At 73.0% G+C, this 11,387-nt stretch carries 9 protein-coding genes and 1 pseudogene; 8 read left to right on the forward strand and 2 right to left on the reverse strand.

Features of this window, described 5'->3' with window-relative positions:
• A pseudogene (locus E1281_RS30745) lies at window positions 1–1,054 on the forward strand (DEAD/DEAH box helicase); the annotation flags it as partial.
• Window positions 1,055–1,060: 6 nt separating this feature from the next.
• Here E1281_RS30745 and secA2 read toward each other — a convergent pair.
• On the reverse strand, window positions 1,061–3,409 hold the full coding sequence (secA2, locus tag E1281_RS30750) for an accessory Sec system translocase SecA2 (RefSeq protein ID WP_131883224.1): 2,349 nt from the start codon (window positions 3,407–3,409) through the stop codon (window positions 1,061–1,063).
• 231 nt (window positions 3,410–3,640) lie between these two features.
• Between secA2 and E1281_RS42705 the strand changes: the two genes are divergently transcribed.
• Window positions 3,641–3,772 (forward strand): hypothetical protein, encoded by a 132-nt coding sequence (locus E1281_RS42705; protein ID WP_279433667.1) that lies wholly within the window; start codon window positions 3,641–3,643, stop codon window positions 3,770–3,772.
• A gap of 80 nt (window positions 3,773–3,852) precedes the next feature.
• On the opposite strand, the gene E1281_RS30755 is transcribed toward E1281_RS42705, so the two are convergent.
• Window positions 3,853–5,079, reverse strand: a complete 1,227-nt coding sequence (locus E1281_RS30755) for an ROK family transcriptional regulator (protein WP_131883225.1) — start codon at window positions 5,077–5,079, stop codon at window positions 3,853–3,855.
• A gap of 254 nt (window positions 5,080–5,333) precedes the next feature.
• On the opposite strand from E1281_RS30755, the gene E1281_RS30760 reads away from it, so the two are divergent.
• The 6 genes from E1281_RS30760 to E1281_RS30785 form a co-directional block, all read left to right on the forward strand.
• Complete coding sequence (locus E1281_RS30760; RefSeq protein WP_131883226.1) at window positions 5,334–6,602, forward strand: extracellular solute-binding protein; 1,269 nt, start codon at window positions 5,334–5,336, stop codon at window positions 6,600–6,602.
• A gap of 37 nt (window positions 6,603–6,639) precedes the next feature.
• Entirely contained in the window at window positions 6,640–7,611 is a 972-nt protein-coding gene (locus E1281_RS30765) for a sugar ABC transporter permease (RefSeq protein WP_131883227.1), read from the forward strand.
• Entirely contained in the window at window positions 7,608–8,450 is an 843-nt protein-coding gene (locus tag E1281_RS30770; RefSeq protein WP_131883228.1) for a carbohydrate ABC transporter permease, read from the forward strand. The genes E1281_RS30765 and E1281_RS30770 overlap by 4 nt, the downstream gene beginning before the upstream one ends.
• The gene (locus E1281_RS30775) at window positions 8,447–9,904 is read left to right on the forward strand and encodes a glycoside hydrolase family 3 N-terminal domain-containing protein (RefSeq protein WP_243717605.1); all 1,458 of its coding nucleotides are present in this window, start codon (window positions 8,447–8,449) and stop codon (window positions 9,902–9,904) included. The genes E1281_RS30770 and E1281_RS30775 overlap by 4 nt, the downstream gene beginning before the upstream one ends.
• A gap of 242 nt (window positions 9,905–10,146) precedes the next feature.
• Window positions 10,147–10,611 (forward strand): Rrf2 family transcriptional regulator, encoded by a 465-nt coding sequence (locus tag E1281_RS30780; protein ID WP_131883229.1) that lies wholly within the window; start codon window positions 10,147–10,149, stop codon window positions 10,609–10,611.
• A gap of 14 nt (window positions 10,612–10,625) precedes the next feature.
• Window positions 10,626–11,387: DNA-formamidopyrimidine glycosylase family protein (locus E1281_RS30785; protein WP_131883230.1), on the forward strand; the 762-nt coding region annotated here is incomplete at its 3' end.

Raw genomic sequence — 11,387 nt, forward strand, 5'->3', positions numbered from 1 at the left:
CGGCGGGGACGGCTGGGTGGCGCTCTACCTGGCCGACACGGCGCCGCTCCTCATGCCGGAGCCCGCGGAGATCACCCTCACGCCGGCGCACCAGGCCGCGCTGGACGCGCTCGCCGACGGGGGCGCGCTGTTCTTCCGCACGCTGTCCGACCGGGTGAACCAGAACGTCACCGCGAACGACGCCGACCTCGTCACCGCCGTGTGGGACCTCGTGTGGGCCGGGCATCTCACCAACGACACCATGGCGCCGCTGCGCGCCGCGCTCGGCTCCGGCCGTCCCACGCACCGCTCCCGGACGACCCGGCGCGGCCGTCCCGTCCTGCCGTCCCGGACGGGCCCTCCCACGGTCGGCGGCCGGTGGTGGCCGCTCCCCGGACGGGAGACCGCCGCGACGCTCCGGTCGCACGCGCTCGCGGACGCGCTGCTGGAACGGTACGGCATCGTCATCCGGGGCGCGGTCGCGGCGGAACGGACGCCCGGCGGGTTTTCCGCCGTCTACCCGGTACTGCGCGCGTTCGAGGAGACGGGCCGCTGCCGGCGCGGCTACTTCGTCGAGGGGCTGGGGGCGGCGCAGTTCGCGCTGCCGGGCGCCGTCGACCGGCTCCGCGCGCTCCGTCCCGCCGCGGCCTCTCCCCCGGACGACATCTCCGCCCTCTGGGAGACGCCGCGGAAACCCGGTGACGGCGCCCTCGTCCTGGCCGCCGCCGACCCCGCCAACCCGTACGGCGCGGCCCTGCCCTGGCCGGAGCGCGACGACGAGGCCGCCGGCGGCCACAAGCCGGGCCGCAAGGCCGGCGCGCTGGTCGTGCTGACCGAAGGCCGCCTCGTCCTCTACGTCGAACGCGGCGGCCGGACGCTGCTGAGCTGGGACGACGATCCCGGTGTCGTGCAGCCGGCGGTGGACGCGCTCGCACTCGCCGTCCGGGAGGGCGCGCTCGGGAAGCTGACCGTCGAGCGCGCCGACGGAGCGGCGATCGCCGACTCCCCGCTGGCCGCGGCGCTGGAGTCCGCCGGCTTCCACCCGACCCCCCGCGGCCTGCGCCTGCGCGCCTGACCGGATTCAGCGGCGGCGGCCCTTGAACATGGTGATCAGCCCGCGGAGGGCGCGTTCGTCGAGGGAGCCGAAGGGGTTGTCGTGGACGAGGTACGTCCACGTCGCCGACGGACGCGTGAGGCCGGCGGAGTCGAGGTCGATGCCGTCCCCGGGCGCCGTGAGCGCCTCGAAGGCGGCGATCGAGCGCTTCCTGGCGTCGGCGAGGAGGCGCTTGCCCGCCGGGACGGCCTCCCGGTTGAACTCGATCAGCGGGTCGAGCCCGCGGCCGAGCGACCGGAGGTGGATGCCCTCGCGGAGGTCGGCGAGGAAGGCGAGGTGCTCGGCCCAGCAGCGGTCGAGCTGGTACAGGACGACCTGGCGCGCGGCGGCCGCCACGGCGTCCGCACCCGCGATCCCGGTGAGCTCGGCGTGCCGTCCCGGCGCGTCCGCGGCCATGGCCCGGTCCGCCGCGTCGCCCCGCAGGACGGCGTCGCGCTCGGCGAGCAGCTCGCGGCGCTGCAGGCCGATCAGGTGGTTGTAGCGCCAGGTGTTGCGGTGCAGTTCGAGGTCGACGCCCTCGGCGACGCGCTGGGCGTGCCCGACGACCCAGTGCGCGCCCTTGTCGGTGACGAGCCCCTCGGCGTCCCCGGCCGCCTTGACCCTCTCGTCGGGCGCGTAGCGGGTGACGAGGTCGTCCTGGAGGCTGGTGAAGAACACCGAGCCGCCGGGGTCTCCCTGGCGGCCGGCGCGGCCGCGGAGCTGGTCGTCCAGGCGGCTGCTGTGGTAGCGGCCGGTCCCGATGACCAGGAGGCCGCCGGCCTCCGCGACGCGGTCGTGGTCGCTGCCGGCGGCGTCGGCGGAGGCGGTGCCGGGCGCGGCGGAGGCGGGCGCGGCGGAGGCGGGGCTGCCTCCGAGGCGGATGTCGGTGCCGCGGCCGGCCATCTGGGTGGAGACGGTGATCGCGCCGTACGCCCCCGCCTCGGCGATGATCGCGGCCTCCTCGGCGTCGTTCTTGGCGTTGAGCACGACGCGGTCGAACCCGGCGCGGGCGAGGCGGCGCGCGAGCCGCTCGGACTCGGCGACGTCGCCGGTGCCGATCAGCACCGGGCGGCCGGCGGCGTGCGCGGCGGCGATCTCCTCGACGAGCGCGACCTCCTTGTCGGCGGCGGTCGCGTACAGGCGGTCGGGCTCGTCGTCGCGGACGCAGGGCGTGTTCGGCGGGACCACCGCGATCTGCAGCGAGTAGAACTCCGTGAGCTGCTCCGCGACGGCCATGGCCGTGCCGGTCATGCCGCACCGGACGGGGTAGCGCCCGATCAGCTCCTGGACGGTGATCGAGTCGAGGATCTCCCCGCTCGGGGACGCCTCCAGGGCCTCCTTCGCCTCGACCGCGGCCTGCAGGCCGTCCGGCCAGCGCTGCAGTAGCGCGACCCGTCCCCGCGACTCGCTGATCAGCTTCACCGAGCCCTCGCGGACGATGTAGTCCACGTCGCGGTGCAGCAGCACCTCGGCGTGCAGGGCCACGTTCACGGCGGTGAGGGTGCGCAGGTGCTCGGGCGCGTAGAGGTCGAGGTCCAGGACGCGTTCGACCTCGTGCGCCCCCGCCGCGGTGAGCTGGACGTTGCGGGCCTCCTCGTCGGTGGCGTAGTGCAGGCCGGGCCGCAGCCGCCGGACGAGGTCGGCGTACCGGGGGTCGGCGGCGTCCAGGTCGGCGGCGCCCGCGAGGACGAGCGGGACCATCGCCTCGTCCACGAGCACCGAGTCGGCCTCGTCGACCAGCGCGACCGCCGGCTCGGGCTGCACGACGTCGCCGGCGTCGGTGACGAGCCGGTCCCGGAGCAGGTCGAAGCCGATCTCGCTGACCGGCGCGTACGTCACGTCCGCCCGGTACGCCGCGCGCCGCTCGTCCGGCGTCGACGACTGCCCGACCCAGGCGGCCGTCACGCCCAGCAGCTCGTACAGGGGCCCCATCCACTCGGCGTCCCGGCGCGCGAGGTAGTCGTTGACCGACATCACGTGGACCCGCCGGCCGCGCAGGGCGTGGCCCGCGGCGGCGAGCGCGCCCGACAGGGTCTTGCCCTCGCCGGTGGCCATCTCGGCGACGTGCCCGGCCAGCAGGGCGAGGGTCCCGATGAGCTGCACGTCGAACGGCCGCTCCCCCAGCGTCCGGCGGGCGGCCTCCCGTCCGAGGGCGCACAGCTCGGCCAGGTCCTCCTCCTCGCGGAGGACGGACGCGGCGGCGGTCAGCTCCGCGTCGGACAGCTCCGTGATCCGGGGCTCCCGCGCGCCCGCCTCGTCCACCAGCGCGCGGAACGGCGCGAGGTCCACGCTGCCCGGCTTCTGGACGAGCCGCCGCAGCCGGTCACGCAGCGCCATGGCGTCCCCTCGGTTCCTCGGTCACGGTTCTCCCAACGGGCCGGTACGGTACCGCCTTCCCCGCCATGATCCCAGTGCGGAGCCCCAGGTCGTCCCGATGCCCTCCGCACTTGGTCTGACCTCGATTTCATTCCTCCGGCGGATCCGCCCGGAGCCCGTGTTTGAGAACATCGACTCATCACGGGGTTTGCGGCGACGGGGGAACAACGCCGCCGCGGAACGGGGTTCACCATGACACCAACGGCACGCAAGGCCGCCGCCGACCGGCGCAGGCGCCAGATCATCAGCCGGACGGTCATCGACCGCGCGCTCAACGACCCGCGGCGGCACGAGCCGCGGCCCGTCGCGACCGCCGCCAAGTAGGTACCGGGACACCGAGCAGGTACCGAGACACGGAGAAACCGACGAGCGCCTCCCGCCGCCGGCGGGGGCGCTCATCGCGTCTAGGCCGTGCCCTCCGCCGAGAACACCTCGTCGCGGGCCTGTTCCAGCGCCGCGTACAGGGCGCCGCGCAGGACGGGGTTGCCCTCCACACCCGTGACGGCCACGGCCGGGCGGGTCGGGCTGATCCGCCCGACGATCTCTTCGATGCGGGTGGCGAGAGGCGAACCGCCCGCCCGGCCCAGGCTCCCCGACAGCACGACGAGCCCGGGGTCCAGGACGATGTTGACCGAGGTCACGCCGTAGGAGATGCGGCGGGCCAGCTCGTCCAGGAACGCGCCGCCGCGGGCCTCGTCCGCGGCGGCCGCGCCGACGCACTCCACCGCGGTCGGCCCGGCGATGCCGTGCTCGTGGGCGAGCGCGCGGACGGCGTCCGCGCCGACCAGGGCGCCGTAGCCGCCGGCGAGGGTCGCCCTGCCCCATGACGTCGACTCGGTCACGCCCTCGTCCGCCGGGCCGCGCCGGGCCGCGCCGAGCGGCAGCGGCGCCCCGGGGACGGGCAGGTAGCCGATCTCGCCGGCGCCGCCGGAGCGGCCCCGGTGCAGCCGGCCGCCCAGCATCAGCGACAGGCCCATCCCGCGGTCGAACCACATGAGGGCGAAGTCGTCGGCCTCGCTCGCGGCGCCGTACGCGCGTTCGGCGATCGCGGCGAGGTTGACGTCGTTCTCTATCGTGACCGGCCGGCGCAGGTCGGTCTTCAGCGCGTCGAGGACGCCCTCGTGCCAGGCGGGCAGGTCGAAGGAGAACTGGACGTCCCCGGACCCCGGGTCGATCACGCCCGGGGTGCCGATGACGAACGCGCTCAGCTTCGGCAGCGCCACCTTCGCCGAACGGCACGCCTTGACGACGGCGTTGTGCACCATCTTCACCGGATCGCCGGCGCCGTTCGGGTCCACGGTGACCTGCGCGGCGATGTGCCCGGTGATGTCGGCGACCCCCGCGGTGACCCCGTCCGGCCCCACCTCCACGCCCGCGACGTAGGCGCTGGACGGGACGACCGCGTACAGGGCCGCGTTCGGCCCTCGTCCCCCTGCCTGGGATCCGACGACCGTGACCAGCCCGCGGCTCTCCAGCCTGGAGAGCAGCTGGGACGCGGTCACCTTGGACAGCCCGGTCCGCTCGCCGATCTGCGCGCGGGTCAGCGGCCCCTGCTCGACCAGCAGGTCCAGCGCCGCGCGGTCGTTGAGCTCACGCAGCAGCCTCGGCGTTCCCGGGCGGTTGGCGGCCATGCGGTACCCCTCGATGTCTCAATCCGCTAACGAACAGTTTTGTTTAGGAAAGTTTCTTGTTAGTTTACGCCCAGGCGCCGACCGGTCCGTACCCCGGGCAGGGGGCGCTCGCAGAGCGCCGACTGGCGAGCAGGGCGCCCGAGTGCGACGCGAACGCGAGAGGGGCATGGCTGGGACCCTAAAGGGTCCGCGCCGAGTCCACTCGCACCGCAGGCCACGAGGCCGCGCGAGCCGAAGCCGGAAAGGATCCCCCAGTGAAGTACATCAAGGTTGCGGCCGCGGCGGCCGCGATCGCCCTGGCCGCCGCGGCCTGCGGCGGCGACGACGGCGGCGATGACGGAGCGGGCAAGGACCCCGCGCAGCTCAAGGTCTGGATGATGGGCGAAGGCACCCCCGAGCAGACCAAGTTCCTGGACGGCGTGGAGGCCGACTTCAAGGCCGAGCACCCGAACACCGACGTCCAGATCAAGTACGTGCCGTGGCCCCAGGTCGCCACGACGTTCCAGAAGGCCGCCGCCGGCGGCGAAGGCCCGGACGTGACCGAGATCGGCAACACCGACGTCCAGTCCCACATCGAGCAGGGCAGCCTGGCCGACATCACCGAGGAGTTCGGCGGCTGGGCCGACGGCAAGACGCTCAACAAGACCGCGCTCGGCAACGACCAGGCGGACGGCAAGACCTACGCGGTGCCGTGGTACGGCGGCGTGCGGGGCGTCTGGTACCGCACCGACTGGTTCGAGAAGCTGGACATCCGGACCCCGAAGAACTGGGCCGAGCTGACGGCCGCGGCGAAGAAGATCCAGGACTCCGAGAACGTGCCCGGCATCGGCGTCCCGAGCGACCAGACCAACGCGCTGCTCAGCTTCATCTGGGGCAACAACGGGTCCGTGGCGGTCCAGGAGAACGGCGAGTGGAAGGGCACGCTCGACCAGCCGCAGGCCGTCGAGGCGGCGAACTACTACGCCGGCCTCGTCGCCAAGGAGAAGGTCGCGCCCGAGAAGTACATCGGCAAGAACGAGCTGGAAGGCCCGCAGCGCGACTTCGCGCTCGGCAAGCTCGGCATGTACTTCGACGGCAGCTGGGCGCTCAAGGAGATGAAGAAGATCTCCGAGAAGGACGCCGACACGTGGGGCGTCTTCCCGATCCCGGCCAAGAACGGCGGCAACGCCCCGGTCATGGCGGGCGGCTCGGACCTCGGCGTCTGGGCCGACAGCGAGGCCAAGGCCGCGGCCTTCGACTACATCACGGTCCTGAACAACGCCAAGAACGCCAAGGCGTGGGCCGACTACAGCGGCTTCTCGTCCATGCGCTCGGACGTGAAGTTCTCCGACCCGAAGCTGGCGGTCTTCTCCGAGATCTCGTCCAACACCAAGTTCCCGCCGATCAGCGCCGGCTGGGGCGAGTTCGAGCAGTCCAAGAAGGTGCTGCCGAACACGATCAAGGCGATCATGCAGGGCGCGCCCGCCGCCGAGGAGATGAAGAAGGCGAACGAGCAGGCGGGCACCCTGCTCAACGCGTCCTAGCCCGCCGCCTCGCCGCACCCAGCTGATCGGAACGTCCATGCTCGACACCGCTCCCGCGGTGCGGAGGACGCCCGGCCGGAAGCCCTCCGGCCGGGCGCGCCCCCGCCGCAGGCCCCGCCTGGGCCCCTACCTGCTGATCGCGCCCACCGTCGTCGTGATCGCCGTCCTGATGTTCTGGCCGATGATCCAGATCGGGATCATGTCGTTCCAGAAGGTCGGCAACCGCCAGCTGCGCGGCGAGCCGGCCGAGCAGGTGGGGACCGGGAACTTCGAGAAGATCCTCAACGACCCGTTCTTCTGGCAGACGCTCAGGCACACGGTGCTGTTCGCCGTCGTCGCGGTGACGCTCACCCTGGTCATCGGGACGCTGGTGGGGCTGCTGCTCAACAGGCTCGGCAAGCGGATGTCGGCGTTCGTCGCGGGCGGGGTGATGGTCGCCTGGGCGACCCCGCCGGTCACCGCGGCGATCATCTTCAGCTGGCTGTTCGGCTCGACCGGGGGCCTGGTCAACTGGACCCTGGACCTGCTGCCCGACGCCCTCGTCGGCGGCGGCTGGAAAGACCACAACTGGTTCGCGACGCCGCTGTCCACCTACACCGTCCTCACCGTGTGCGTGGTCTGGCAGGCGTGCCCGTTCGTGGCCGTGTCGGTGCTCGCCGGGCTGAAGAGCGTGCCGGGCGAGCTGTACGAGGCGGCCCGGGTGGACGGGTCGGGACCGTGGCGGACGTTCTGGAGCATCACCTACCCGATGCTCAAGCCGATCTTCCTGGTGCTGGTCGTCATGTCGATCATCTGGGACTTCAAGGTGTTCACCCAGCTGTTCATCATGTCCGGAATGGCCAACCGCGACGCGTTCAACCTGTCGCTCTACGCCTACTCCGAGGCGTTCGGCTCACTGAACCCGAAGCTCGGCATGGGCTCGGCGATCGCGCTGGTGCTGACGGTGATCCTGCTGGTCGTCACGGCCCTGTACGTGCGGGTGATGGTCCGTCAGGGGGAGACGAAATGAGACGTTCATCGCTGAGGAAGATCCTGCTGAACGCGACGGGCCTGTTCGTCTTCGTCCTGGCGGTCTTCCCCGTCTTCTGGATGGCGTCGACCGCGTTCAAGCCCAACACCGAGATCTTCAGCACGACGCCGAGACCGCTGCCCGCGCATCCCACGCTGGAGCACTTCGACCTTGTGCTGAACGGCCGCATCGCCGAGGTCTCCTTCTGGGAGTACTTCCGCAACAGCGCCGTGCTGGCCATCGCCACCGTCCTGGTGTCGGGACTGCTCGCGCTGATGGCGGCGACCGCCGTGGCCCGCTTCCGCTTCCGGTTCCGCACCACGTTCCTCGTCATGCTGATCGTGGTGCAGATGGTGCCGCTGGAGGCGCTGGTCATCCCGCTGTTCCTGGACCTCAAGACCCTCGACATGCTCAACAGCCTGGGCGGGCTCACGCTCGTCTACATCGGCTTCGCCGTGCCGTTCGCGATCTGGATGCTGCGCGGATTCGTCGCGGCGGTGCCCCGCGAACTGGAGGAGGCCGCCGCCATCGACGGCGCCGGACCGATCCGGACGTTCTTCACGGTCATGCTCCCGCTCGTCGCGCCCGGACTGGTCGCGACCAGCATCTTCTCCTTCATCACCGCCTGGAACGAGTTCATCTTCGCCTACACGTTCCTGAACGACCAGGACAAGTACACCCTGCCGATCATGCTGCAGTTCTTCTTCGGCCGCAGCGGCAACGCCTGGGGGCCCATCATGGCAGCGTCCACGCTGCTCACCATTCCCGTCATCGCCTTCTTCCTGCTCGTCCAGCGCCGCATGGTGTCCGGCCTCACCGCCGGGGCGGTGAAGGGGTGACGACCGACGACATCGCGACCACGTCGCAGATCGCCCGCCTGGCACGCGGCACGCTGCTCCCCTCGTTCCCCGGGGCGACCCCGCCGCGCTGGCTGCTGGACGAGCTGGAGGCCGGACTCGCCGGCGTGACGCTGTTCGCCCTCACCGGCAACGTGCCGAGCCCGGAGGCGCTCGCCGCGCTCACCGCGGGGCTGCGCAAGGCGGGCGACCCGTTCGTGGCGATCGACGAGGAGGGCGGCGACGTCACCCGCCTCGGCGGGCACCGGTCGGGCAGCCCCTACCCGGGCAACGCCGCGCTCGGCGCCGTGGACGACCCCGGGCTGACCCGGCGGATCTACCGCTCGCTGGGCGCGGAGCTGGCCGAGGTCGGCGTCAACCTCAACTTCGCGCCGTCGGTCGACGTCAACACCGCCGACGACAACCCGGTGATCGGCACCCGCGCGTTCGGCTCCGACCCGGCCCTCGTCGCGCGGCACGCCGCCGCGGCCGTCACCGGGACGCAGGAGGCGGGCGTCGCGGCCTGCGCGAAGCACTTCCCCGGCCACGGCGCGACCGTCGACGACTCGCACCTGTCGGTCCCCCTCGTCGACGCCGGGCTGGAGCTGCTGGAACGCCGCGAGCTGGTCCCGTTCCGGGCGGCGATCGAGGCCGGCACCCGCGCAGTGATGACCGGGCACCTCAACCTGCCCGCGATCACCCGCGGGGTGCCCGCCACGCTGTCCCCCGACGCGATCACCGGCCTGCTGCGCGAACGGCTCGGCTACGAGGGCGTGATCGTCACCGACGCGCTCGACATGGAGGGCGCGAGCGGCGCGATCGGCATCCCGGAGGCGTCGGTGCGGGCGCTCATCGCGGGCGCCGACCTGCTGTGCCTCGGCCCGAACGAGCACGCCGAGACCGTACGGGCGACCCTGGAGGCCATCGGCGAGGCGGTGCGGACCGGGCGGCTGTCCCCGGACCGGCTGCGGGACGCCGCCGAGCGCACCGGCCGGCTCAAGGAGTGGCTCGCCGGGCGCTCCCCCGCCGCCGCCGACCGGGCCGCCGGACTGGAGGCCGCCCGCCGCGCCGTCCGCGTGACGGGGGCACTGCCCGGCTGGGACGGGGCGCCGCTCGTGGTCGAGACGGAGGCGACCGCGAACATCGCGGCCGGGCCGACCCCGTGGGGCCTCGGCCCGTGGGCGCCCGACGCCGTCCGGGCCGACGGAGCGGACGGCGCGGCGGACCGGGTGCTGGAGCGCGCCGCCGGACGCGGCCTGGTGGTCGTGCTGCGGGACGCGCACCGGCACACGGGCCAGCGGGCGCTCGCCACGGCCCTGCTGACGGCCCGCCCGGACACCGTCGTCGTGGAGATGGGTCTGCCCGTCTGGCGCCCCGGATCGGCGGTCTACCTGGCCACCTACGGCGCAGCCGCCGCCAACGCACAAGCCGCCGCCGAACTACTAGGGCTGTGTTGATTCGTAGTTCCCTTGGCGGTCGGGCCCTGGAGGGCCCTCCCTTCGGCGGGGAACTACGGTGCGATCGCTGCATCGCTCCGAACTCGCCTTGGCGGCTCGCTGCGCGATCAGGTTTCTCGCAGGCTCGAAACCTGCCTTCGGACGCGATCGCAGTGGTTCGGGTTGTTGCGGGGTTGCTGTGACGGCGGGGGTCGGCGCGCGACGGTTCCCAAGTGGTCCGGTCGGCAAGGGATAATGCTCACATGCGATTGTCCGCCCGGGTCGACTACGCGTTGCGCGCCTCCGCCGAGCTGGCGGTCGCCGGGAGCCGCCCGGTGACCGCGATCCAGCTCGCCGACGCCCAGCAGATCCCACCCAAGTTCCTGGAGAACATCCTCGGCCAGCTGCGCCGGTCCGGCCTCATCCGGAGCCAGCGGGGCCCCGAGGGCGGCTACTGGCTGGCGCGGCCGGCCGAGCAGATCTCCCTCGCCGACATCATCCGCGCCATCGACGGGCCGCTGCTCGGCGTCCGGGGGGAACGCCCCGAGCACGTCGGCTACGAGGGCCCCGCCCACTCCCTGCAGGAGGTGTGGATCGCCCTGCGGGCCAGCGAGCGCTCCATCCTGGAGCAGGTCAAGCTCGCGCACATCGCCGCCGGTGAGCTGCCCGAGCCCGTCCGCAAGCTGACCGAAGACCCGTCCGCCTGGGAGAGCCCCTCCTTCATCTAGGCCGGAGGAGGCACATGCCGGAGGGCGATGTCGTCTGGCTGACCGCCCGGCGCCTGCACGAGGCGCTCGCCGGGCGGCCGCTGACGCGCTCGGACTTCCGCGTCCCCCGGCTCGCGACCGCGGACCTGCGCGGGCGGACGGTCCTGGAGGCGGTGCCGCGGGGCAAGCATCTCCTCGTCCGCGTCGAGGGCGGGCTGACCGTCCACACCCACCTGATGATGGAGGGGCGCTGGCAGATCCGCCGCGCCGGGCCCGTGCCGCGCGACCACCGTGTGCGGCTCGTGGTGGCGAACGCGGAGTGGCAGGCGGCCGGATACTCCCTCGGCCTGGTCGAACTGCTGCGCACCGCCGAGGAGGACGCGGCGGTCGGTCATCTCGGGCCCGACCTGCTCGACCCGGCCTGGGACGCCGGGCTCGCCGCCGAGGCGGCCGCGCGGCTGGGCGAGCACCCCGGGGTCGCCATCGGCGAGGCGCTGCTCGACCAGACCCGCCTGGCCGGTATCGGCAACGTCTACAAGGCCGAGATCCTGTTCCTGCGGGGCGTGTCCCCGTGGACCCCTCTCCGGGACGTTCCCGACCTCCCGGCGCTGGTGGAGCTCGCTCACCGGCTCCTGGACGCCAACAAGGCCAGGCACGGCCACATCACCACGGGTGACCTGGGACGCGGCCGGGAGCACTGGGTGTACGGGAGGGCGGGACGCCCCTGCCGGCGCTGCGGAACCAGGATCGAGCGCGCGAAACAGCCGTCCCAGGCAGGCGAGCGCGTCACCTTCTGG

It is taken from the genome of Actinomadura sp. KC345 (assembly GCF_004348515.1).
In the GTDB taxonomy this organism is placed as follows: Bacteria; Actinomycetota; Actinomycetes; order Streptosporangiales; family Streptosporangiaceae; genus Spirillospora.

What these genes read in the sequence shown, in the direction of transcription:
- E1281_RS30765 (WP_131883227.1), top strand. Translation starts at nt 6,640, where the DNA reads ATGCTCGACACCGCTCCCGCGGTGCGGAGGACGCCCGGCCGGAAGCCC.
- E1281_RS42705 (WP_279433667.1), top strand. Translation starts at nt 3,641, where the DNA reads ATGACACCAACGGCACGCAAGGCCGCCGCCGACCGGCGCAGGCGCCAG.
- E1281_RS30780 (WP_131883229.1), top strand. Translation starts at nt 10,147, where the DNA reads ATGCGATTGTCCGCCCGGGTCGACTACGCGTTGCGCGCCTCCGCCGAG.
- E1281_RS30755 (WP_131883225.1), bottom strand. Translation starts at nt 5,079, where the DNA reads ATGGCCGCCAACCGCCCGGGAACGCCGAGGCTGCTGCGTGAGCTCAAC.
- E1281_RS30770 (WP_131883228.1), top strand. Translation starts at nt 7,608, where the DNA reads ATGAGACGTTCATCGCTGAGGAAGATCCTGCTGAACGCGACGGGCCTG.
- secA2 (WP_131883224.1), bottom strand. Translation starts at nt 3,409, where the DNA reads ATGGCGCTGCGTGACCGGCTGCGGCGGCTCGTCCAGAAGCCGGGCAGC.